The organism is Nonomuraea harbinensis (assembly GCF_019396385.1).
GTDB classification, from domain to species: Bacteria; Actinomycetota; Actinomycetes; order Streptosporangiales; family Streptosporangiaceae; genus Nonomuraea; species Nonomuraea ferruginea.
The window spans coordinates 1-23025 of sequence record NZ_JAHKRN010000077.1 but is presented as its reverse complement, the minus strand read 5'-3'; the positions used below and the strand labels follow the sequence as shown (position 1 = coordinate 23025).

24 protein-coding genes are annotated in these 23025 nt (G+C 72.1%); 14 read left to right on the top strand and 10 right to left on the bottom strand.

The window, feature by feature from the left end:
* Nucleotides 1-144: 144 nt before the first annotated feature.
* Complete coding sequence (locus tag KME79_RS41615; protein ID WP_219551597.1) at nt 145-3069, bottom strand: AfsR/SARP family transcriptional regulator; 2925 nt, start codon at nt 3067-3069, stop codon at nt 145-147.
* A 299-nt stretch (nt 3070-3368) separates the two neighbouring features.
* On the opposite strand from KME79_RS41615, the gene KME79_RS41610 reads away from it, so the two are divergent.
* The 12 genes from KME79_RS41610 to hypE are packed head-to-tail and all read left to right on the top strand — an operon-like array spanning nt 3369 to nt 12458.
* A complete protein-coding gene (locus KME79_RS41610) occupies nt 3369-4754 on the top strand; it encodes a hypothetical protein (RefSeq protein WP_219551595.1) in 1386 nt (461 codons plus the stop codon).
* Entirely contained in the window at nt 4751-5263 is a 513-nt protein-coding gene (locus tag KME79_RS41605) for a hydrogenase maturation protease (RefSeq protein ID WP_219551593.1), read from the top strand. The genes KME79_RS41610 and KME79_RS41605 overlap by 4 nt, the downstream gene beginning before the upstream one ends.
* Nucleotides 5256-5624, top strand: coding sequence for a hydrogenase/urease maturation nickel metallochaperone HypA (locus KME79_RS41600; RefSeq protein WP_246641294.1), 369 nt, complete (start codon nt 5256-5258; stop codon nt 5622-5624). The genes KME79_RS41605 and KME79_RS41600 overlap by 8 nt, the downstream gene beginning before the upstream one ends.
* Nucleotides 5624-6682 (top strand): NADH-quinone oxidoreductase subunit B family protein, encoded by a 1059-nt coding sequence (locus KME79_RS41595; protein ID WP_219551591.1) that lies wholly within the window; start codon nt 5624-5626, stop codon nt 6680-6682. The genes KME79_RS41600 and KME79_RS41595 overlap by 1 nt, the downstream gene beginning before the upstream one ends.
* A 39-nt stretch (nt 6683-6721) precedes the next feature.
* The gene (locus tag KME79_RS41590; RefSeq protein ID WP_219551589.1) at nt 6722-8515 is read left to right on the top strand and encodes a nickel-dependent hydrogenase large subunit; all 1794 of its coding nucleotides are present in this window, start codon (nt 6722-6724) and stop codon (nt 8513-8515) included.
* Nucleotides 8508-8855 carry a NifU-related iron-sulfur-binding protein gene (locus tag KME79_RS41585; protein WP_219551587.1) on the top strand — a complete coding sequence of 116 codons (348 nt, stop codon included), beginning with the start codon at nt 8508-8510 and terminating at the stop codon, nt 8853-8855. Before KME79_RS41590 ends, KME79_RS41585 begins: the two co-directional genes overlap by 8 nt.
* Complete coding sequence (locus KME79_RS41580) at nt 8852-9457, top strand: DUF5947 family protein (protein WP_261808976.1); 606 nt, start codon at nt 8852-8854, stop codon at nt 9455-9457. The genes KME79_RS41585 and KME79_RS41580 overlap by 4 nt, the downstream gene beginning before the upstream one ends.
* A gap of 13 nt (nt 9458-9470) precedes the next feature.
* Nucleotides 9471-9680 (top strand): hypothetical protein, encoded by a 210-nt coding sequence (locus KME79_RS41575; protein WP_246641293.1) that lies wholly within the window; start codon nt 9471-9473, stop codon nt 9678-9680.
* Nucleotides 9681-9703: 23 nt separating this feature from the next.
* On the top strand, nt 9704-9814 hold the full coding sequence (locus KME79_RS47600; RefSeq protein WP_372452534.1) for a DUF6893 family small protein: 111 nt from the start codon (nt 9704-9706) through the stop codon (nt 9812-9814).
* Between the two features lie 22 nt (nt 9815-9836).
* Nucleotides 9837-10109, top strand: coding sequence for a HypC/HybG/HupF family hydrogenase formation chaperone (locus KME79_RS41570; protein ID WP_148035810.1), 273 nt, complete (start codon nt 9837-9839; stop codon nt 10107-10109).
* Nucleotides 10110-10120: 11 nt separating this feature from the next.
* Nucleotides 10121-11326 (top strand): hydrogenase formation protein HypD, encoded by a 1206-nt coding sequence (gene hypD, locus KME79_RS41565; protein ID WP_219551585.1) that lies wholly within the window; start codon nt 10121-10123, stop codon nt 11324-11326.
* Nucleotides 11327-11330: 4 nt separating this feature from the next.
* Complete coding sequence (hypE, locus tag KME79_RS41560) at nt 11331-12458, top strand: hydrogenase expression/formation protein HypE (RefSeq protein WP_219551583.1); 1128 nt, start codon at nt 11331-11333, stop codon at nt 12456-12458.
* Here hypE and KME79_RS41555 read toward each other — a convergent pair.
* The 7 genes from KME79_RS41555 to KME79_RS41525 all read right to left on the bottom strand — a co-directional run bounded on the left by KME79_RS41555 (nt 12388) and on the right by KME79_RS41525 (nt 18805).
* Complete coding sequence (locus KME79_RS41555; RefSeq protein WP_219551581.1) at nt 12388-13419, bottom strand: BtrH N-terminal domain-containing protein; 1032 nt, start codon at nt 13417-13419, stop codon at nt 12388-12390. The genes hypE and KME79_RS41555 overlap by 71 nt on opposite strands.
* Before the next feature lie 236 nt (nt 13420-13655).
* Nucleotides 13656-15965: a carbamoyltransferase HypF gene (gene hypF, locus KME79_RS41550; RefSeq protein WP_219551579.1), complete on the bottom strand. Its 2310-nt coding sequence runs from the start codon at nt 15963-15965 to the stop codon at nt 13656-13658.
* Between the two features lie 4 nt (nt 15966-15969).
* The gene (locus KME79_RS41545) at nt 15970-16638 is read right to left on the bottom strand and encodes a D-sedoheptulose-7-phosphate isomerase (protein WP_219551577.1); all 669 of its coding nucleotides are present in this window, start codon (nt 16636-16638) and stop codon (nt 15970-15972) included.
* A complete protein-coding gene (locus KME79_RS41540; RefSeq protein WP_219551575.1) occupies nt 16622-16855 on the bottom strand; it encodes a HypC/HybG/HupF family hydrogenase formation chaperone in 234 nt (77 codons plus the stop codon). Before KME79_RS41540 ends, KME79_RS41545 begins: the two co-directional genes overlap by 17 nt.
* Nucleotides 16852-17436, bottom strand: a complete 585-nt coding sequence (locus KME79_RS41535; RefSeq protein ID WP_219551573.1) for a D-sedoheptulose-7-phosphate isomerase — start codon at nt 17434-17436, stop codon at nt 16852-16854. The genes KME79_RS41540 and KME79_RS41535 overlap by 4 nt, the downstream gene beginning before the upstream one ends.
* Nucleotides 17429-17827 (bottom strand): PadR family transcriptional regulator, encoded by a 399-nt coding sequence (locus KME79_RS41530; protein ID WP_246641292.1) that lies wholly within the window; start codon nt 17825-17827, stop codon nt 17429-17431. The genes KME79_RS41535 and KME79_RS41530 overlap by 8 nt, the downstream gene beginning before the upstream one ends.
* A 165-nt stretch (nt 17828-17992) precedes the next feature.
* Nucleotides 17993-18805, bottom strand: a complete 813-nt coding sequence (locus tag KME79_RS41525; RefSeq protein ID WP_148035817.1) for an SAM-dependent methyltransferase — start codon at nt 18803-18805, stop codon at nt 17993-17995.
* Nucleotides 18806-18933: 128 nt separating this feature from the next.
* Here KME79_RS41525 and KME79_RS41520 point away from each other — a divergent pair, with 128 nt between their 5' ends.
* A complete protein-coding gene (locus KME79_RS41520; RefSeq protein ID WP_148035818.1) occupies nt 18934-19164 on the top strand; it encodes a hypothetical protein in 231 nt (76 codons plus the stop codon).
* The gene (locus tag KME79_RS41515) at nt 19161-20327 is read left to right on the top strand and encodes an acyl-CoA dehydrogenase family protein (protein ID WP_308249239.1); all 1167 of its coding nucleotides are present in this window, start codon (nt 19161-19163) and stop codon (nt 20325-20327) included. Before KME79_RS41520 ends, KME79_RS41515 begins: the two co-directional genes overlap by 4 nt.
* A 17-nt stretch (nt 20328-20344) precedes the next feature.
* Here the strand turns inward: KME79_RS41515 and KME79_RS41510 are convergent, their stop codons facing one another.
* A complete protein-coding gene (locus tag KME79_RS41510; RefSeq protein WP_219551571.1) occupies nt 20345-20818 on the bottom strand; it encodes a TspO/MBR family protein in 474 nt (157 codons plus the stop codon).
* A 37-nt stretch (nt 20819-20855) separates the two neighbouring features.
* Nucleotides 20856-22715: an APC family permease gene (locus KME79_RS41505; protein WP_219551569.1), complete on the bottom strand. Its 1860-nt coding sequence runs from the start codon at nt 22713-22715 to the stop codon at nt 20856-20858.
* Nucleotides 22716-23025: the final 310 nt, after the last annotated feature.

Below are 23025 nucleotides of genomic sequence, written 5' to 3'. Positions count from 1 at the left end.
GACCCCCTGTCCATGTCCCGTCGTGGTCGTCCGGCCGATCAGTTCCAGATGATGTCGCGCATGGCGCTCCTCCCCTTCGTAGACCCCCGCCGGCAGAGAGGCGGACCTCGTCTCCCTTTCTGCCAGGCCGGGTTGATACGGGAGCTATACGCGAGCTACACGCCGGCCCTCACGGACCCGTGCGAGCAGGTCCATGGCCTCGGCCCGCATCGGCGGGGAGGCCAGGCCGTCGATCCGCGGCAGCACGCGCTCGATCGTCTCCCCCGCCCGCGCGAGCTCGCCCAGCCGCGCCAGGGCCTCGCCGACGGCCAGGCCGATCTTGCAGAGCACGAGTGTCAGCTCGGAGCGTTCGGCATGGTCGAGCGCCGCCGCGAGCAGGGTGCGGGCCTGCCGGCGCTCGCCCGCCTCGATGGCCACGTGGGCCAGGCCGAGCCGGGCGAAGGCGCCTCCCGTGAAGTCGCCCACCCGGTCGGCCGCCTCCGCGACCTTGTGGAACGCGTCCCTGGCCTCCCCCGCGCGTCCCACCCTCAGGTAGACCTCGCCCAGCCAGTACAGGGTGTTGAGCCGCTTCCAGCCGCCGCGGCTCCTGCCCGCGACGCGGAGGGCCTCCTCCAGATACCGCAGCGCCTCGGGCACGCGGCCCTCGACGAGGTGGATCTGCCCGACGCAGCGCAGGGTGTGGGCCTCTCCCGAGTGGTCCTCCATGACGCGGAAGGTCTCGCGGATCCGCTCGCAGCGGCGCAGCGCGACGGTGTGCTCGCCACGCGTGCGCTCCAGGGTGACGAGCATCCGCCAGACCTCCGCCAGCCCGTGCTCGTCCCCGATCTCGGCGAAGATCCGTTCGGACGACGCGAGCGTCCGCGCGGCCTCGTCCAGGGCGCCGGCGAGCACCCCCAGTTCCGCGTCGAGCGCCGGCACGATGGCCTGGGCCCGGCGGTCTCCGGACTTCTCCGCCATCCGGTACGCGATCGTCAGGATCTTCCGGTACTCGCCCGCCCAGCACCGGATGTCGTACAGCCAGCCTCCCATCAGGGCGATCCGCCAGCCCTCGTCGAAAAGCCCATGGGCCTCCGTCTGCCGCAGGACGCCGTGGACGGTGGCGGCCTCGGCCTCCAGCCAGTTCACCGCATGCTCCGCCGCGTGCCGTACGGTCTTCTCGTCCACGGCGACGGCCAGTTCCGCGGCGAGCCGGGCGTAGTAGTCGTGGCCCCGGTCGGCGCTCCGGGCCTCGGCGGCGAGCCGGAGCAGGTGCCTGGCGGCCGACGAGACCACGGAGACCGCCATGTCCGCGGTCTCCTCCTCCGCCATCCGTTCCCGGCAGTAGGTGCGGACCAGGTCGTGCATCCCGTATCTGATCTGCCCCGTGCCGTCGACGCCGGTCACCCGCAGCAGGTGGATGTCCGTCAGGCGCTCCAGCGTCTCCTCCGTGTCGGCCGGCCGCTCGCCGCCGACCGCGACGGCCAGCCACGGCCCGGCCTCGGGGACGTCGAGGAAGGCCAGCCGCCGCAGCAGGCGGCGCTCCGCCTCGCCGAGCGCCTGGTAGGCCAGATCGAGACCGGCCCGTACGCCGAGCCCCGAGTAGGACAGCTCGTCCAGACGGCGCTGCTCGTCGGCGAGCCGCCTGGCCAGCTCCGCGATGCCGCGGTGGGGCCGCGCGGCGAGCCGCGACCCGGCGATGCGCAGCGCGAGCGGCAGCCCGCCGCAGAGCCGCGCCACCTCGCGGGCCTCCGCGTCCTCGGCCGCGACACGTGCGCTCCCGGCGATCCGGCCCAGCAGCTCGACCGACTCCTCCCCGTCGAACGGGAGGAGTTCCACCGTGGTCGGCGCGCCGAGCCCGGCCAGCCGCCTGCGGCTGGTCACGAGTACGGAGCAGGTGCCCGCGCCGGGGAGGAGCGGCTTCACCTGGCTCTCGTCGGTCACGTTGTCGAGCACCACGAGCACCCGACGGCCGGCGAGCATGGTCCGGTAGAGCGCGGACCGCTCATCGCGGGCCTCCGGGATCCTCCTCCCGTCGACGCCCAGCGCGCGCAGGAAGGCGGCGAGCACCTCGTCCGGCTCGGCCGGCCTGCTGTCAGCCCCCCGGAGGTCCACGAAGAGCTGGCCGTCGGGGTGGCTCCCGCGGACCCGGTGGGCCGCGTGCACCGCGAAGACGGTCTTGCCCACCCCCGGCGGGCCGGTGATCGCGCAGATCGGCGGCGCGCTCCCCCGTGGGCCGCCCAGGGCGGACAGCGCCTGGGCCAGCTCCCGATCCCGTCCGGTGAAGTCGGTGGTGTCGGCAGGGAGCTGCGCGGGCGCGCCGCCGGGTGTGGCCGTCACGGACCCGTTCGGCGGCGGGGCGAGGCCGGGATCGGCGCGCAGGATGGCCTGCTCCAGCTCGATCACCGCCTGGCCCGGGTCGAGCCCGTGTTCCTCCACCAGCCTGCGGCGCAGGTCGCGGGAGAGGTCGAGGGCCTCGATCCGGCGGCCACCGCGGTAGAGCGCGAGCATGAGCTGCGCGTGCAGCCGTTCCCGCAGCGGGTGCTCCGCCACCAGCCGCCGCAACTCGCCGATCGCGTGGTCGTGCCGTCCGAGCGCGAGCTCGGCGTCGATCAGCGTCTCCACGCAGCCGAGCCGTGTCTCCTCCAGATGGACCCGGACCGCCTCGACATAGGCTCCGGACGCGTCGCTCAGCGCCGGGCCGTTCCAGAGCGCCAGTCCCCGGCGCAGCGACCGGACCGCCTGCTCGGGCGGCTGCCCCGCCCCGGCCTGCCGGACGTACCCCTCGAACAGGGCGAGATCCAGGGTCGCGGCGTCGGCCCGCAACGTGTAGCCGCCCCGGGAGGAGGCCACCTCGTCGAGGCCGAGGGCGCGTAACTCGCGGCGGATGGCGTGGATCCCCGAGTAGATCTGGGCACGGGCCGAAGGCGGTGGCGCGCCGCCCCACAGCGCGTCGATCACCGTCTCCATGGTGACGACCTTGTTCGCGTTGAGCAGCAGGAAGCCGAGCAGGCCGCGGCGCTGTGACCGGCCGAGGGCGCTCACCGCGCCGCCGCCGCGCACCCGTACGGGCCCGAGAACGCTGAACGTCATGCCGCCCCCGTGAGGCACCTCAAGCGTCATTTGACGATCTTTACCGATAAGTGCCGTTTTGGCAGCGAATTAGTCGATTGGGAGTTCCTTGCCGCCCGCCTGGGCGGCAAAGCGGCGGGCAAATCCTGTTGAGACGAAGCGGGCTTACGTCGGAGAAAGTCCGATTTCCCCTCGGATGAATCATCAAGAACCGCTAAGTGAGGACGGCACCTAGGGGAGCGATCCACCTACTTGTCCTGAGACGGCGTGGCAATACCAGAAGAGTCACGTATGACCAGGACAGGAAGGGGCTACCCGCCGTGGACGCGAACGGCATCGACGCCGCGCCCGGTTTCCGGGCGGCGCTGGCGGTCGCGGACTCCGTCCTGTACGAGGGCTACCTGCTGTACCCCTATCGCCGTTCCTCTCCGAAGAACCGGGTCCGGTGGCAGTTCGGCGTGCTGCTGCCGGAGCCGTGGGCCAGGGCGCACGGGCTGGACGGCGGCGGGGTGGCGGGCTCCGCCGAGTCGTGGTGGCAGCGGACCGAGTGCCTGCTCACCGGGCCCGCCGACGCCCTGGTGCACTGCCGGCTCCGCTTCCTGCACCTGCGCCGCCGTACCCCGGAGGAACTGCTGCCGGACGGCGGCCACCGCGCCGCCGACCGGGTCGGCGACGCGCTGACCTTCGACGAGGCCGTCCCCCGCGAGTTCGACCTCACGGCGTCCGTCGCGGACCTGCTGTCCGGGCCGAAGCGGCTCGACCTGCGGGTGCCCGGCTTCGAGACGATCACCCCGCTGCCCGGCTCGGCCGGGCGGACGCGGTGGCGCGAGTGGCCCCTGCTCGCGCGCGCCACCATGTCCCTGACCGCCTGCGCGCCCCCGGACCTCCACACGCCCGTGCCGCTGTTGAAGTTGTGTGTACGGGTTGAGAACGTCGGCCGGGAGCCGTCGCCGGAGGCGTCCAGGGACGAGGCGCTCCGGCACGCGCTGATCGCCTGCCACACGCTTCTCGCCGTGCCCGGCGGCCGGTTCGTCTCGCTGCTGGAACCCCCGGCCTGGGCGGAGGCCGCGGCCCGCGACTGCGCGAACGCGCACACGTACCCGGTGCTGAGCGGCGACCAGGTGATGCTGTCGTCGCCGATCCTGCTGTACGACAACCCGCGGGTCGCGCCGGAGAGCCCCGGGGACCTGCACGACGCGGCGGAGATCGACGAGATCCTGTCGCTGCGCACGCTGACGCTCACCGACGCCGAGAAACAGGAGGCACGCGCCACCGACCCGCGCGCCGCCGCCATCCTGGACCGCGTCGAGTCGATGACCCCGGACGACCTGGCCCGCCTGCACGGCACCACCCGCGACCCGCGTCCCGAGGGAACCGGGGTGGAGTCGCAGGTGCCCTGGTGGGATCCGGAGGCGGATGCCTCGGTGCGGCCGGAGACGGACTGCGTCGAGGTGGGCGGGGTCCCGGTGCGCAAGGGCAGCAGGGTGCGGCTGCGACCCCGGTTGCGCGGCACCGACCCGCAGGACATGTTCCTCGACGGCAGGACGGCCCTGGTGGAGGCGGTGCTGCTCGACGTGGACGGCAGCCGCCACTTCGCCGTGACCCTGGAGGACGACCCGGCGGCCGAGCTGAACCAGTGGTACGGGCGGTACCGCTACTTCGCCCCCGACGAGACCGAGCCGCTGGACCAGGGGGTGCCGGGATGAAGCGGGTGCTGGTGGCCGGGATCGGCAACGTGTTCCTCGGCGACGACGGCTTCGGCGTCGAGGTGGTCAGGCGGATGGACCCGGCGGCCCTGCCCGGCTCCGTGGTGGTGGCCGACTACGGCATCCGCGGCGTCCACCTGGCCTACGAACTGCTGGGCGGCACGTACGACACGCTGATCATGGTGGACGCGGTCGAGGTCGAGGGCCCGCCGGGCACCGTGGCCGTCCTGGAGATCGACGACGACCCGGCCCCGGACGCCCCGCCGCCCGTGGACGGGCACGGCATGCACCCGCAGGCCGTTCTCGACCTGCTCCGCAAGCTGGGCGGCGGCGTCGGCCGGGTGCTCCTGGTGGGCTGCCGGCCGCAGGTGATCGACGAGGTGATGGGCCTGTCCGAGCCCGTCGCCGCAGCCGTGGACGGCGCGGTCGCCGCGGTGACGGCGCTGGCCCGCGACGAGGCCGCCCGACAAGAGGCGACCCGACAAGACAAGGAACGCGCTGATGCATGAGACAGGGATGTGCGACGAGATCGTCCGGGCGGTTCTGCGCCGCGCCGAGGGACGGCGGGTGGCCGCGGTACGCGTCCGTGCCGCCGTCACCGGGCACGCGGTGGACCCGGCGGTCGTCGACCAGGGCTTCCGGGTGGCCGCTGCCGGGACCGCCGCCGAGGACGCGCAGCTTGAACTGGTCGCCGCGCCGCCGACGATGAGCTGCCACGACTGCGGCGCCAGGACGCCCGCGGCCGGCGCGCTCGCGCTCGTCGCCTGCCCGCGCTGCGGCGGCGTCGACGTCGAGGTCGTCGGCGACACCGGGGTCGTCGTCGAGTCGATCACCTACCAGTCGGACGTGCTCACCAGCGAGGTGCCGTGATGACGCAGACACATGAACGGAGCGGCCAGGCCGCCGGGTACGACGAGATGCACATCCTGTGGATATCCGAGGGCATGAGCTGCGACGGCGACACCGTCTCGATCACCGCCGCGACCCAGCCCGCGATCGAGGACGTGGTCGGCGGCGTCATCCCCGGCCTGCCCAAGGTCCACCTGCACAACAAGGTGCTCTCGCCCAGCCTCGGCGGCGAGGACTACCTGGCCCCGTTCCGGGCCGCCGCCCGCGGCGAGCTGGAGCCGTTCATGCTCGTCATCGAGGGCTCGGTCCCCAACGAGAACATCAACGGCGACGGCTACTGGACGTCGCTGGGCAACGACCCGGCGACCGGCGACCCGATGACCGTGAACACCTGGATCGACCGGCTGGCCCCCAGGGCCTGGGCGGTCGTCGCCATCGGCACCTGCGCGACCTACGGCGGCATCCACGCGATGGCGGGCAACCCGACCGGCTGCATGGGCCTGGCCGACTACCTCGGCTGGGACTTCCGGTCGACCGGCGGGCTGCCGATCGTCAACGTGCCGGGCTGCCCCGTCCAGCCGGACAACTTCATGGAGACCCTGACCTGGGTGCTCTACCACGCGGCCGGCAGCGCGCCGCCGCCTCCGCTGGACGAGATGCTGCGGCCTCAGTGGCTGTTCGGCAAGACGGTCCACGAGGGCTGCGACCGGGGCGCGTACTACGAGCAGGGCGACTTCGCCCACGACTACAACTCCCCGAAGTGCCAGGTGAAGGTGGGCTGCTGGGGCCCGGTCGTGAACTGCAACGTGCCCAAGCGCGGGTGGATGGCCGGGATCGGCGGCTGCCCGAACGTGGGCGGCATCTGCATCGCCTGCACCATGCCCGGCTTCCCGGACAAGTTCATGCCCTTCATGGACATGCCGCCCGGCGGCAACCTGTCCTCGACGCTGATCAAGCCGTACGGCGCGTTCATCCGCCGGATGCGCGGCATCACCAACCACACCGCCAACAGGGAACCCCGGTGGCGGCACAACCGCGAGGCGCTGACCAGCGGCTACGACCCGCGCTGGCGTCCGTAGAGACCGCCGACACGCGAAAAGAGAGAGGGAGTACGGCGGATGGCCATCGAACAGCAGGAAAGAGTCACGCCCAAGCCGGGCCAGCTCGTCGAGATGTCGTGGGACCCGATCACCCGCATCATCGGCAACCTCGGCATCTACACCAAGATCGACTTTGAGAACCAGCGCGTGGTGGAGTGCCACAGCACGTCCTCGCTGTTCCGCGGCTACTCCGTGTTCATGAAGGGCAAGGATCCGCGCGACGCCGGCTTCATCACCAGCCGCATCTGCGGCATCTGCGGCGACAACCACACGACGTGCTCGGTCTACGCGCAGAACATGGCGTACGGGATCAAGACCCCGAAACTCGCCGAGTGGATCATGAATCTCGGCGAGGCCGCCGAGTACATGTTCGACCACACGCTCTTCCAGGACAACCTGGTGTTCGTCGACTTCTGCGAGGCGATGGTCAAAGGCACCAACCCGAGCGTGCTGAGCCGGGCCGAGACCACCGACGCGCCGAACGCCGCCATCCACGGCAAGCGCACGATCGCCGACATCATGCGGGCGTTCAACCCGTTCGAGGGCGACATCTACAAGGAGGCGCTGGTCGTCAGCCGCGTCACCCGGGAGATGTTCTGCCTGATGGAGGGCAGGCACGTGCACCCGTCGACGGTGTATCCCGGCGGCGTCGGCACGATGCCGTCGCCGACGGTCTTCACCGACTACCTGTCGCGGCTGATGAGCGTCATCGACTTCGTCAAGAAGGCCGTCGCGCTCAACGACGACGTTTTCGACTTCTTCTACGAGGCGCTGCCCGGCTACGAGGAGGTCGGCCGTCGCCGGGTGCTGCTGGGTTGCTGGGGCGCGTTCCAAGACCCCGAGGTCGTGGACTACCGCTACGAGACGATGAACGAGTGGGGCAAGGCGATGTACGTCACCCCCGGCATCGTCGTCGACGGTGAGCTGATCACCACCAACCTGGTCGACATCAACCTCGGCATCCGCATCCTGCTCGGCAGCTCCTACTACGACGACTGGGTGAACGAGAAGCCGTTCGTCACCCACGACCCGCTCGGCAACCCGGTGGACATGCGTCACCCGTGGAACCAGACCACGCTGCCCGCCCCGCAGAAGCGGGACTTCGAGGGCAACTACAGCTGGGTGATGAGCCCGCGCTGGCTGGACCCGCGCACCGGCGAGCACCTGCCGCTGGACACCGGCGGCGGCGCGTTCGCACGCCTCTACACCACCGCGCTGGCCGGCCTGGTGGACACCCCGTACGTGAAGTCGACCGGCTCAAGCGTGCAGATCCACCTGCCGAAGGGCAACTCGCTGCCGGAGACGACGCTGGAGTGGCGGATCCCGCAGTGGTCCAACGCCCTTGAGCGCAACCGGGCCCGGGTGTACTTCGTGGCCTACGCGGCCGCTATGGCGGTGTACTTCATCGAGCGGGCGCTGGACCGCGTGCGCGGCGGCGACACCAAGGTGTTCCAGGACTTCGACGTGCCGGAGCAGGCGATCGGCGTCGGCTTCCACGAGGCCGTGCGCGGCGTGCTGTCGCACCATCTCGTCATCGAGAAGGGCAAGATCGCCAACTATCACCCGTACCCGCCCACCCCGTGGAACGGCAGCCCGCGCGACCGCTTCGGCACGCCGGGACCGTACGAGGACGCCGTGCAGGACATGCCCATCTTCGAGGAGAACGGGCCCGAGAACTTCAAGGGTGTCGACATCATGCGCGCGGTCCGCAGCTTCGACCCGTGCCTGCCCTGCGGCGTGCACATGTATCTCGGCAAGGGCCGCACGCTGCGAAAGATGCACTCGCCCATGTTCGGGGGCGGCCATGACTGACCGGCCGCGGCTGGACGAGCGCGCCGTCGCCGGGCGCCTGGAGCTGCTGGAAGAGATACTGAACGAGCTGGAGACCACCTCGGGGCCGACGGCGGAGCTGGCGCTCGACGCGGTCGCCACACTCGCCGAGGTGTACGGGGAGGCGCTGGCCCGCGTCATGGACCGCGCCGCCGCGTACCCCGGGTTCGGCCCGGCGGCGGCGGGGGACGTCCTGCTGGCGCACCTGTTCGCGCTGCACGGGGTGCCCACGGGCAAGCCGGCCGCGAGCGATCCCGGCGCGGCGTTCATCCCGCTCGACACGCTGGCGCGGCGGCCCGCCACGTCGAGGGCGGCCCCGTGACGCACAGCGTGACCGGCGGCGCGCTCGGCCGGGTCGTCAACCGGCCGGTCGCCCGGCGGCGGCGGGCCGCCGAGCCGTGCGAGCTGTGCGGCGAGCCCCTGCAGGGCGAGCACGCCCACCTGCTGGAGGAGCGGAAGGAGCAGGTGCTGTGCGCCTGCCGCGCCTGCGCGCTGCTGTTCGAGCGGGGCGAGGGCGGCGAGGGCGGCCTCGGGCGCTTCCGGCTGGTGCCGAACCGGCGGATCCGCCTCACCGGCCCGCCGCCGTCCGAGCTGGGCGTGCCGGTGGGCCTGGCGTTCTTCGTACGCCGGGCCGACGGCACGGTCCTGGCCAACTATCCGAGCCCGGTGGGCGCCACCCGCTGGGAGGTGGACACCGCCGCGTGGGAACGGCTCGTCGGCCGGTACGGGGAGCTGGAGTCGATGCGGACGTCGGTGGAGGCCTTCCTGGTCGCGATCGTGCGCGGCATGGACGAGCGCTGGCTCGTACCCATCGACGACTGTCACCGGCTCGTCGCCCTGGTCCGCCAGGAATGGACGGGCATGTCCGGCGGGCAGCGGCTCTGGGATCGGATCGCAGCTTTCTTCGCCGAACTCGGCAGATGAGAAGGAGGACGACATGGCACAGATCCGCGTGGGCAAGCCCGACGTGGCGCCCGACACGCCGTCGCACATCAAGGGCGTACGGCAGGGCAACCAGAAGGGCTCGCACAAGCACCAGGTGGGCCACAACGAGGACGACACGGCGGACGCGCGCCGCTCCACGGGAGTGCGGCCCGGCAAGGAGAACCCGATCATGCCGATCATGCCGAACCTGTCACCGAGCTAGATCGAGAGGAGGTGTAAGCCGACATGCGGCTTTCAGGCAAACTGCTGGCCCTGTTCACCGGGGCCGCGGTCATCGCCATGTTCTGGCGGGAACTGCCCGCCATGAAGCGCTACATCAAGATGACGAGAATGTGAACGGAAAGGAGCGGGGCGGCCGATGTGCCTGGGCATCCCCGGCGAGATCGTCGAACTCATCCCCGGACAGCCCGAACTCGCCAAGGTCGAGGTCGCGGGCGTCCGGCGGGCCATCAACGTCGGACTGGTCAGCCAGGACGGGATCCGTCCAGGCGACTGGGTGCTCGTGCACGTCGGCTTCGCCATGTCCAAGATCGACGAGCAGGAGGCGGCTGCCACGCTCGCGCTCCTGCGCGGTCTGGGACAGGCGTACACCGACGAGCTCGAAGCGCTCGCCGAATCGGACATCACCTGAAAGGCAGGGCATTGCGGTTCGTCGATGAGTACCGCGACGCGGGCCAGGCCCGGCAGCTCGCGGCACGGATCCGGGACCTGTGCGAGCCCGGCCGGCACTACACGTTCATGGAGGTGTGCGGCGGCCACACGCACACGATCTACAAGCACGGGCTGGAGGACCACCTGCCGGAGACGGTCTCGCTGGTGCACGGCCCCGGCTGCCCGGTCTGCGTCATCCCGATGGGCCGCATCGACGACGCCATCGCCATCGCCCACGAGCCGGGCGTCATCATGACGTCCTTCGGCGACATGATGCGGGTGCCCGGGGGCCGCGGGTCGTTCCTCGACGCCAAGGCCGCGGGGGCGGACATCCGCATGGTGTACTCGCCGCTGGACGCGCTCAAGATCGCCCGGCAGAACCCCGACCGCACGGTCGTCTTCATGGCCATCGGGTTCGAGACCACCGCGCCGTCGACGGCGATGACCGTGCTGCGGGCCGAGGCCGAGGGCATCGGGAACTTCGCGGTCTTCTGCAACCACGTGACGATCCTCCCGGCGATCAAGGCGATCCTGGACTCGCCCGACATGCGGCTCGACGGCTTCATCGGGCCCGGTCACGTCTCCACCGTCATCGGCTGCCGGCCCTACTCCTTCATCGCCGGCGACTACGGCAAGCCGCTGGTGTGCGCCGGGTTCGAGCCGCTGGACGTCCTGCAGTCGGTCCACATGCTGCTGCGGCAGCTCGCCGAGGGCCGGGCCGAGGTGGAGAACCAGTACACCCGGGTGGTGCCGTGGGACGGCAACCCCAGGGCGCTGTCCGCGATCTCGCGGGTGATGGAGCTCCGGCCGCACTTCGAGTGGCGCGGGCTGGGGTTCATCGCCAACTCGGCGCTGCGGATGGGGGAGTCGTACGCGGCCTACGACGCCGAGCGGCGCTTCCCGGTGCCGGGGGTCCGGGTGGCCGACCCGAAGGCGTGCCAGTGCGGCGAGGTGCTGAAAGGCGTGCTGAAGCCGTGGGAGTGCAAGGTCTTCGGCACCGCCTGCACGCCCGAGACGCCCATCGGCACCTGCATGGTCTCCTCGGAGGGCGCCTGCGCGGCCTACTACAACTTCGGCCGCTTCACCCGGCGCCGCGAGGTCGCGCCGTCGCCTGGACTGAGGAGCGGCGGGAGCGCAGCGACCAGAGCGACGAGGGAAGGCGACGGGTTTGAGCGACCGAGCAGCCTCACGAAGTGAGGCCATGAACACTGCGGAATGGGCTGAGCGGGCGCTGGCGGAGGCCGCGGTCGGGCAGGAGCCGCTGTCCCGCGAGGAACAGGTGCTGGAACGCATCGAACGCGCCCGCCGCCGCAAGCCGAAGGTCACCGAGGAGCGGGTGACCATGGCGCACGGCGCGGGCGGCAAGGCGTCCCGCACGCTGATCCAGGCCGTCTTCGTCGACGCCTTCGCCAACCCCGCGCTCCAGCGGCTCGACGACGGCGCCACGCTCGACCTCGGCACCGGCCGGCTGGTCTTCACGACCGACGCGTACGTGGTCTCGCCGCTGTTCTTCCCGGGCGGCGACATCGGCGACCTGGCCGTGAACGGGACGGTCAACGACCTGGCGGTCTGCGGGGCGCGGCCGATGTACCTGTCGGCGGGGTTCGTCCTGGAGGAGGGGTTCCCCGTCGCCGACCTGCGCCGGATCACCGCCTCGATGGCGGCCGCCGCCGAGCGGGCCGGCGTGCGGGTGGTGACCGGCGACACCAAGGTGGTCCAGCGCGGCAAGGCCGACGGCTGCTACGTGACCACGTCCGGGATCGGCGCGCTGGAACGGCCGGTCACGCTGGGCGAGTCCCAGGTGCGGCCCGGGGACGCGGTGATCGTGTCCGGCCCGGTAGGCGAGCACGGCGTCACCGTCATGATCGCCCGTGGCGAGCTGGACATCGAGGCGGACCTGACCTCCGACACCGCGCCCGTGCACGAGGCCGTCGCCGCCCTTCTCGACGCGGTCCCGGTGCGGATGATGCGCGACGCCACCAGGGGCGGGGTCGCGACGATCCTGAACGAGATCGCCGTCGGCGCGGGGCTGGCGGTGACGGCCGACGAGCGGGCGATCCCGGTGCGGCCGGTCGTGAGCGGGGCCTGCGAGCTGCTCGGCCTGGACCCGCTGTACGTGGCCTGCGAGGGCAGGTTCGTGGCCGTGGTCGACGGGGACCACGCGGCGGCCGCGGTCCGGGCGCTGCGGCGGCATCCGGTGAGCGAGGGCGCCGCCGTGGTGGGCACGGTCGAGGCGGGACCGCCGGGGATGGTGCTGCTCAAGACCGCCTCCGGCGGCACCAGGATCGTGGACCTGCTGGTCGGCGACCCGCTCCCGCGCATCTGCTGACCTTCACGACACCGCACGTCCCGTACGGACAGGACAATTGTCCGTACGGGCGGGTCACCGCGCTCGCGCCGTCAGAGGCGCTGGGCGAGGGCTCGGCCCCCTCCCAGATCGACAGCAGGGCGTCGGCCAGGGCGCGCCGGTCGGCGAACACCTTCGGCCACGCCTTGGCGTTGCGGGTGTCGACCAGCAGCCTGGCCCATTTGCGCCAGGCGGGCAGCGAGAAGGAGTCCGAGGTGGCCGACAGGTGCGTGACACAGTCGCGCAGCCCTTCCTGGGCGGCCTCGGCCAGCGCCGCCTCGGTCAGCTTCGCCTCGCCCAGCACGTGCATGACGTTCTTGTACGACCCCACCCGCGCCCGCGCCGCGTCGAACCGCTCACGCGGGACGCGGATCGGCGCCTGCCCGCGATCGTCCAGGTAGACCCCGTCCGCGTCGTACCGGTAGGCGACCACCGGATGCCCGCCGTGCCCCTCCAGGAAGGCGGGCACCTGCCAGTAGCCCGTGTGGTAGCGGTCGGGCAGGACCACGCACGGCCGTCCCGCGTCCAGCTCGGCGGTCAGCCGGACGCTCGCGGCGCGGAGGCCGGACGTGCGGTGCTCCTCGTACGGGACGCCCAGCCGGGTGAGCGTCTTGGCCATCCAGCGGTCGTGGTACTGCCACTGGTTGCGGAAGGCGAGGACCACGTGGCGGGACTGGTCGTGCTTGAACTCCCACAGGATGTAGCCGGCGCCGATCCCGCCACCCGCCAGGAACACGAGCGGCTCGCTGACGGCCACGCCCTGGTTGACCAGGACGGAGGTGATCGCCGCGCTGGACGGGTGCCGCCCGCCGGCGAAGCGCCAGCCGCCGTCGGAGGCGGTCTCGGCGCTGCCCGCGACATGGGCGCGGGCGGTGGTGTAGCTCTCCCCCGTCTTGGCCATGCGGGCCCGGATGCGGGCCTTGAGCTGCTTCTTGCTGGTCATGTCCGGCTCTTCCCACGGCCGTCGCCAGGACCCGGCCCACGCCCGCGGCCCGTGGCGGCCGTGATGGAGCGTCGACCGTTCGGAGCGCGGCTCCCGAGGCTCGTGGCGTCCCCTTTGCCTCCGCGATCGGCGGGCCGCGTGGGGACCCGCTCTGGAGGTTCGGCGGGAGAGCACCGCCGTACCTCCGGATATTAGGACAGAATCGGTCAGCACTCCAACGACCCAGGATCGGCCCCCTACCGGCTCAGGCGGTCGTGCGCGGCGGCGACGACCGCCTGGCCCAGCGCGATCCCGCCGTCGCCCGGCGGCACGCGTGAGTGCACCAGCACCTCGAACCGCTCCCGCTCCAGCCCGGACACCACCGCCTCCAGCAGGACGGTGTTCTGGAAGACCCCGCCGGACAGCGCCACCGTCCGCAGCCCCGCCCGTTCACCCACCGCGCACACCGCCCGGACGACCGCCACGGCCAGCCCCCGATGGAACCGCGCCGCCACCCGTCCCACGTCCACCCCGTCCATGACGTCCTCGACCACCCCCCTGACCAGGTCCCCCCCAGCGATCACCACCCGCTCCCCCTCGACCAGCCCCGCCGGGTACGCGCCTCGCTCGGCCGGGTCCACCCGGGCTTCCAGTTCGGCCGCCGCCTGGCCCTCGTAGCTGATCGTGTCGCGCACGCCCGCGAGGGCCGCGACCGCGTCGAAGAGCCGTCCCGCGCTGGACGTGGGCGGCGCGTTCGTCCCGGCCCGCGCCATCGCGACGATCACCGGCCACTGCTCGCGATGCCTGGCGACCACCGGCAGGGCGGGCGACGCGTCACCGCAGACCCGGTCGAGCCAGGCCGCCGCCATCCGCCACGGCTGCCGGACCGCCGCCGCGCCGCCCGGCATCGGCACCGGCTCCAGGTGCCCCGCCCGCCGGTAGGAGACCAGGTCGGCGACGAGCAGCTCACCACCCCACAGCGTGCCGTCGTCGCCCAGCCCGAGCCCGTCGAACGCCACCCCGATGACGGGACCGGCGTGGCCGTGCTCGGCGAGGCAGGAGGCGATGTGCGCGTGATGGTGCTGCACCCCCACCAGGTCCACGCCCTCCCGGTCCAGCGCGTACGAGGTCGACAGGTACTCCGGGTGCAGGTCGTGCGCCACCACCGCCGGGCGCACCCCGAAGAGCCGGCAGAAATGCTCGACGCCTTCGGTGAAGGAGCGCAGGGTCTCGTAGTTCTCCAGGTCGCCGATGTGCTGCGACAGGAAGGCCCGGGTGCCCCTGGCCACGCAGAAGGTGCTCTTCAGCTGGGCGCCGCACGCCAGCACCGGCCGGGGGAAGGGCCAGGGCACGCCGACGGGCGCCGGCGCGTACCCCCTGGACCGCCGTACGACCAGCTCCCGCCCTCGGAAGACCCGTACCAGCGAGTCGTCGGCGGGCACCTGGATCCGCCGGTCGTGCACGAGGAACCCGTCGGCCACGCCGCGCAGCCGCCGCAGCGCGTCCTCGTCGCGGTGCGCGATGGGCTCGTCCGACAGGTTGCCGCTGGTCAGCACGTACGACGCGGCCAGCCGGTCGGCGAGCAGGTGGTGCAGCGGCGTGTACGGCAGCATCACCCCGAGGTCGCGGCCCCCGGGCGCCACGCCGTCGGCCACCGGCGCGCCGGGCCGTCGCGGAGCCAGCACGATCGGCCTGCGCACGCCGGTGAGCAGCCGCTCAGCGGCGGGCTCCAGAAGCACCAGCTCCCCGGCCGCCGCCGCGTCCCGCGCCATCACGGCGAACGGCCTGCTCTCACGCCGCTTGCGGGCCCGGAGCACGGCCACGGCCGGCCCGTGCGCGGCCAGGACGGCGAGGTGGTAGCCGCCGAGCCCCTTGACCGCCACGACCCGCCCCTCTTCCAGCCACCGCGCCGCCACCTCGACCGGATCCCCAGGAACCGGCGCCCCGTCCGCGCCGAGCGCCCGCAGCGCCGGCCCGCACGCCGGGCAGCAGACCGGCTGCGCGTGGAAGCGCCGGTCGAGCGGATCCCGATACTCCCGTGCGCACGCGGCGCACATCGCGAAGTCGGCCATCGTCGTGGCACACCGGTCGTACGGCACGCCGCTGACGATGGTGAACCGCGGCCCGCAGTCCGTGCAGTTCGCGAACGCGTAACCATGACGGCGGTCGGCCGGATCGCGCACCTCCCCCAGACAGGCGTCACACGTCCCCACATCCGCCGAGACCAGCGCGAACTCACCACCCGCCAGATCACGAAGCCCGATCGTCACGCCGGCCCGGCGGCTGGGGACGATGTGGAAGCCGGTCTCCCCCCGGGGCTCGGCGGGTTCGACGGAGACGCGTTCGACCAGGGCGAGGGGCGGCGCCTGGCCGGTCAGCCCGGCCGTGAAGGCGTCCAGCATCGGCGGTTCGCCCTCGGCCTCGATGAACACCCCTCCGGGGTCGTTCCCCACGAACCCCGACAACCCGTGCGCCCCGGCCAGCCCGCACACGAACGGCCGGAACCCCACCCCCTGCACCAGCCCCTCGACCCGCACCCGGATCCGGCGCGCCCCCGTACCCGGCACGGAATCACAACTCGCCGGTCAGCGCCCGCTGGGCCAGCTCCCACAGCACGTGGCAGAGCGTGATCTGGGCCTCCTGGATGCGGTGCACCGACACCGACGGGACCACGAACAGGTGCGCGACGCGACCGTCCTGCGCCATCGGCCCGCCGTCGTAGCCGACCAGCCCGACAGTGAGCAGGCCGCGCCGGGACGCCTCCCCCATGGCGTTGAGCACGTTGGCCGAGCCGCCGCTGGTCGACAGCCCCATGGCCACGTCACCGGGCCGTCCGAGCGCGGCCAGCTGCCGGGCGAACACCAGCTCGTACCCGACGTCGTTCGACAGCGCCGTGAGCAGCGCGACGTCCTGGGCGAGCGGCACCGCCGCGACCGCCCGCGCCGGGCTCGGCGGGTGGGCGAACAGTTGCACGACGGCCTGGGCGTCCGTGCTGCTGCCCCCGTTGCCGAAGGCGAACAGCCGCGCCCCCGCGTCGAACGCCGCCGCCATCTCCCGCGCGCACGCCACGAGACGCTCCGCGTGCAGGGCCACCAGCGACCGCCGCAGCTCGACGATCTCCGCGGCCTTCCTCCGGGTGGACTCGCGCAGATCGGCGAGGACCGCTTCCCGGTCGACCGGTCCCGGGGCGAGGAACGGGTAGAGGGCCTCGATGCCGCCGGGCTCACTGACCGTGCTCATGGGTCTCTCCTCCGTACGGGCGGACCGCGATGGCTTCCTTGGCGTGCACCAGCACGATGTCGCCGGGCCGCGCGTCCACCAGCGCCACGCTGACCTCCTCCGGCCCGGACTCCGTCTCCACCACGGCCAGCCCGTCCTCCAGCAGCCGCAGGACGCGCACCGGTACGGCGACGTCGGAGCAGGTCACGCAGACCCCGTCGGGGCACGGCTCCGTCATCGGGCCGCCTCCAGCTCGTAGAAGACGTGCACCAGCTCCCAGAGCACGTGGTACATCGTCACGTGCACCTCCTTGACGATCAGCGGGTCGGCGGAGCGGACGGCCAGCACGTGGTCCGCCTCGGCGCCCGCCTCGCCCCCGGTGAGCGCCACGGTCAGCAGCCCCAGCTCGCGCGCCGCCGCCAAACCGCTGCGCACGTTCGCGGACCCCGCGTCGGTGGAGAGGCCGAGCGCGATGTCGCGCGGCGACGCCAGCAGCCGCAGCTGCGCCGCGAAGATCCCGTCCAGGCCCTCGGTCAGCGCGATCCCCGTGGCCACGGCCATGTCGGTGGTCAGCGAGATCGCCGGCAACGCGGGCTTGCCCACGATGACCGGGTGCGCGAACTCGACGGCGACGTGCTGGGCGTCGGCCACCGAACCGCCGTTGCCGAAGACCAGCAGCTTGCCGCCCATCCGGAACCGCTCCGCCATCTCCTGGCAGGCGCGGACGATCCGGTCCGCGTCCTCCCCCATGGCGGCCGCCGGTCCCGTCCGCCGCTCGAACGCGGCGGCCACGGCGGTCGTCGCCGGGTCCTCACCCATGGCACTCCTCCTTCTCCGGTCCCGCCACCTGCTCGCGCGGGACCGCGTAGCCGCCGGGTTCCGGCGCGATCCGCGTCCACCTGCTCAGGCAGGTCTCCAGCAACCGGCGGACGTCGGCCAACCGGCCCATCCACGCCTCCAGCTCGGCCATGCCGCCGGTGGTCAGCTCGTACCGCCTGCGCGCCGGCCCCGCCTCGGAGGCGACCCAGGCGGAGGCCAGATGACCCGCGCGTTCGAGCGAGCGCAGCACGCGGTAGACCTGGCCGGGCTCCGCGTCGGCCGCCCCCAGCCGCGCCAGCCGCTCGATCAGGTCATATCCGTGCCCCGGCCGCTCGCAGATGAGCAGGAGCAGGAAGGGCTGCAGGAGTCCGCGGACGTCGCTGCCCGACATGGCGTCTCCTGCCTCCCGACTGACCGGTCAGCAGGACAGTAGGAAGCCGGAGAGCGGAACCGTCGGCGGCGCGTCCCACACTTGTGGAAGTAATCGCCAGAAGTTGGCCCTACGCCTTCCCCATGGTGAAGGCGATCTCCAGCTCGACGGGGTCGTCCGGTGACGTCAGGGCTTGCGGGCGACTCCGCAGACGGCGCTCACCACGGTGGGCGGCTCGTCCCAGCGGTCCGGCGCGGGGCGCCATTCCGGTGTCGGCACCACGCCGGGCTCCACCAGTTCGAGGCCGGTGAAGAAGCGCGCGATCTCGTCGGGGGAGCGCAGCTGGTAGGAGTTGCGGGCGTTCTTGTTGTAGCCGGTGACCGCTTCCACGAGGGCGGGGTTGGTGTTGGTGCCGTCGCTCAGGGCCAGGTAGCTGCCGGGGGCGAGCGGCTCAAGCAGGCGGTCGACGATGCCGCGCGGGTCTTCGTCGTCGGTCACCTGCCCGGCGATGCTCAGCATCATGACCGCGACGGGCCGGCTGAAGTCGAGCGTCGCGGCGGCCCCGGCCAGGATCGCCTCGGGGTCGCGGACGTCCGCGTCGAGATAGTCGGTGGCGCCCTCGGGCGCGCTGGTGAGCAGCGCGCGGGCGTGCGCCAGCACGATCGGGTCGTTGTCCACGTACACGACCCGCGACTCGCGGGCGATGCCCTGCGCGATCTCGTGCGTGTTGCCGGCGGTGGGCAGGCCGGTGCCGATGTCGAGGAACTGCCGGATCCCGGCCTCGCCCGCCAGGTAGCGGATCGCGCGGACCAGGAACTCCCGCTGCAGCCTGGCGACCATGGCGAAGTCGGGGAACAGCCTCAGCAGGGTCTCCCCGGCCTCGCGGTCGACGGGGAAGTGGTCCTTCCCGCCCAACAGGAAGTCCCAGACCCGCGCGGAGTGCGGGACGGTGGTGTCGACCCTGGACCAGGCCGACTCGGCGGCATCGCTGTCGCTCATCGTGACTTTCCGTTGGAAGGATCATGCCGGACCTTCCAGACGGTACAGCACCAAGCGCTCTTTCTTCATGGAGCTGGACTATCTACCGAGACCGTTTCGAAAGGGACTGGCGGGGCAGTCGGCGGCGTATGCGACTCATCGACCGCGCCGCCGTACGCAAGCTCGTCGACACGCAAGACCAGGACGCCGCTCTCGTTCTCGTACGAGGAGAATGCGTCGTCATGCCGGAGGAGCAGGCCGACCGGCAGGGCGGCCTGGTGCTCGCCCGCCGCCGTGAGGTGCGGCACGTGACCGATGACCACGACCTGGACTCGCTCGCCGCCCGTCTGGACACCCTGGCCAGGGACCTGGGCGCGTGAGAGGGGACGGCGTGCGGAACGGCGACTTCTACGACTACGCCGACCTGCTGGACAAGGAGGAGAAGCAGATCGTCCAGCGGGTGCGCGACTTCATGACCGAGAAGATCGCGCCCATCGCGGACGAGGCCTGGACCAAGGCGAGCTTTCCGCACCACGTGGTGCCGGAGATGGCCAAGCTGGACGTGGCGGGGCTCCAGCACCGGGGCGCCAGCAGCCTGCTGACCGGTTTCATCGTGCTGGAGATGAACCGGGTGGATCCGTCCATCGCGACGTTCTTCGGCGTGCACAGCGGCCTGGCCATGGGCAGCATCGCCGGGCTCGGCTCGGAGGAGCAGCGCGAGCGGTGGCTGCCGCGGATGGCCGCGATGGAGCAGATCGGCGCGTTCGCGCTGACCGAGCCGGAGGGCGGCTCCGACGTGGCCGCCGGGCTGCGCACCACGGCCAGGCGCGAGGGCGACACGTGGGTGCTCGACGGCGCCAAGCGCTGGATCGGCAACGCCACCTTCGCCGACCTGACCGTGGTCTGGGCGAAGGACGAGGCCGACGGCCAGGTGAAGGGCTTCGTGGTGGAGAAGGGCACGCCCGGCTTCGAAGCCACCAGGATCGAGAACAAGATCGCCCTCCGTACGGTCCAGAACGCGGACATCACGCTGACCGGTTGCCGCGTCCCCGAGACCAACCGGCTGGCCGGGGCCCGCGGCTTCCGCGACACGTCCACGATCCTGCGGCAGACCAGGGGCGGGGTGGCCTGGCAGGCGGTGGGCTGCATGATGGGCGCCTACGAGCGGGCCCTGGAGTACGCCGGGGAGCGCGAGCAGTTCGGCCGCCCGATCGCGGCGTTCCAGCTCGTCCAGGACCTGCTGGTGCGGATGCTGGGCAACGTCACCAGCTCGCTCGGCATGGTGGTGCGGCTGGCGCAGTTGCAGGACGCGGGCGTCTACCGCGACGAGCACTCGGCCATGGCCAAGGCGTACTGCACGGCCCGGATGCGGGAGGCGGTCGGCTGGGGCCGGGAGATCATGGCGGGCAACGGGATCGTGCTCGACTACGGCATGGGCCGGTTCGTGGCCGACTCCGAGGCCATCTACTCGTACGAGGGGACGCGCGAGATCAACAGCCTGATCGTCGGCCGGGCGATCACCGGCCACGGCGCCTTCGTCTGACGGCCCGAGGACCGGGATCAGTTGAGCTGCCAGATGGCCAGGTTCAGCGCGCCGGCGTAGGTCACCCAGACCAGATAGGGCGCCATCAGCAGCGCCGCCGGCCGCTTGACCGGCCACATGAGCACGATGGTCGCCACGATGGCGATCCACAACAGGCACAGCTCGGCGAAGGCCACGCCGTACCAGCCCGCGGCGAAGAACAACGGGGTCCACGCGGCGTTGAGCACGAGCTGCACCGCGTACGCGGTCAGCGCCCGCGACCAGCCGCGCGCCGTCCAGGTGAGCCAGCCCGCCATGGCGATCATGATGTACAGCACCGTCCAGACGGGCCCGAACAGCCACTGCGGCGGCGCCCAGGCGGGACGCTCCAGTGCCAGATACTCGGCCCCGGCGCCGGACGCGGCCAGCGACCCGATGACGGCGACCAGGGCCACGGCCACCAGGAAGACCGGCAGCGCGACCCAGCGGCGGGATTCGGTGGTGACGACCATGCGCTTCCCGTGCCCTGTGAACCGGCCGGTAACCCGTTCACGGGCGGAGGTGGAACGGGAGGAGGCAGACGACCACGTCCGACCGCTCCCGCAGGGCGGCGGCCAGCAGGAGGCCGCGCTGGTTGTGCAGGAACCGGTAGCGGAAGTGCCGGGGTTCCAGGATGGGGATGAGGACGACGGTCCAGCTCCCCGACTCGTCCACCTGGCGGATGTAGTCCAGCAGCGGGTGGATCACCGTGCGGGCTGGGTTGACGATGACCTCCAGCGGGACTCCGGGATCCCACCGGTCCCAGGCTTCGTGCAGCGCGCGCCGCGACTCCTCGGTGAAGCAGACCGACACGAGCACGATCTCCCCGCCGAGGGCCATGGCGGCGCTCACGCTCCGCTGGGTCGCGGCGTCGATCCCGCCGACGGGAATGATGATCTTCTTGCCGGGACGGTCGGCGGCGGGTGGCCGCGCGGGCCTGGCCGGCACGGCGCCGATCTCCAGCTCGGCCGCCACCTCTCCGTAGTAACGCTCGATCCGGGCGAACAGGAGGATGAGCAAGGGGATGACGATGGCGACCGCCCAGGCGCCCTCGGTGAACTTCGACACCAGCAGCACGAGGGCCGCCACGCAGGTGAGCACCGCCCCGGTCCCGTTGAGCAGCATGTCGCGGCGCCAGCGGGGCGGGCGCAGCCGGTGCCAGTGCTTGACCATGCCGCCCTGGCTCATGGTGAAACCGATGAAGACGCCGATGGCGAACATGGGGATGAGCCGCTGGGGGTCGCCGTCCACCGCGATCAGCAGGAGGGCGGCCAGCAGCCCCGCCACCGCGACGCCGTACCGGTAGACGGGCCGTTCGGTGCGCAGCGCGAACAGCGAGGGCAGCCGCCTGTCCTTGGCCAGCAGACTCAGCAGGACCGGCAGACCGCCGAAGCTGGTGTTGGCGGCCAGTCCCAGGCCGAGCGCGACCACGATGTTGGTGCCGTAGAACGCCCAGCCGGTCCCGTACGAGCCGGCCACGAGCTGGGCCAGGATGGTCACGCCCTCGCGGGGCACCACGTGGTCCCTGCGGATGAGCACGGCCAGGCCGATGAGCATGGTGGCGAGCAGCACGCCGAGCATCAGTTCGGTGTGCTGGGCGCGCTTGACGCGGGGCTTGCGGAACATGGGCACGCCGTTGGCGATGGCCTCGATCCCGGTCAGCGAGGAGCATCCGGAGGAGAAGGCCCGCAGGATGAGCATCACGGTCAGCGCCTCGGTGGCGACGATCTGCTCCGTCGTCCCCACGGTGGCGGCGGGCCCGGACCGCGCCAGGCCGACCGCCACGACGCCGAGGACGGACACCACGAACAGGCTCATGGGCAGCATGAGGAACCGCGCGCTGTCGGACACCCCGAACAGGTTGATGACCGTCAGCAGCAGCACCCCGGCCAGGCAGGTCTCCACCAGGTACGGTCGCAGGACGGGGAACGCCGAGGCCAGGTTCGCGGCCGCGGCGGCGAGGCTGACCGCGATGGTCAGCACGTAGTCCACCACCAGGGCCGCGGCGGCCAGCAGGCCCGCCCGGCGGCCCAGCTCCGCCTTCGCGACCCCGTACGACCCGCCGCCGTCGGGGTGGGCGGCGATGACCTGCCTGTAGGAGAACACGAGGATCAGCAGCAGGACCGCGATGGCGATCGTGATCGGCAGGGTCAGCGCCACGGCGGCGGCCCCGGCCCCGGCCAGGACGAGCGCCGCGGCCTCCGGCCCGTAGGCGACCGAGCTGAGGGCGTCCAGCGACAGCGCCGACAGTCCTTGCAGGCTGGTCAGGTGCCGCTTGTCGCCCTCACCGTGGCGGAGTTGCAGCCGCCGCCCGCTGAGCGGCGACCGTCTGGTCTTGGCCGGGTCCTGCTGGTAGGGGACCGTCGTCATGTCGCACGCGCTTCCACCCCCTGGATCTCCCCCGGAGTCGTCGCCGGGCAGGCCATCGGCCGGTCAAAACGCGGTCCTGACCGGGGCCGCGGACGACGGCGATCCGGTCAGGGAAGACCTGACCGGATCGCCGGAGGAATGACGGGTGCGGAGAACGTGCTCAGGCGGCCTTGTACTCGGGGTAGCCGTAGCCGGTCACCTGGGACACGGGCCGGATGCGCTCCTCGACCTTGCCGTTGCCGGTGTTGCCCTCGATCGTGGTGATCGTGCCGTCGCCGTTGTCCTTCTTCACCAGGCCGACGTGGTCGAC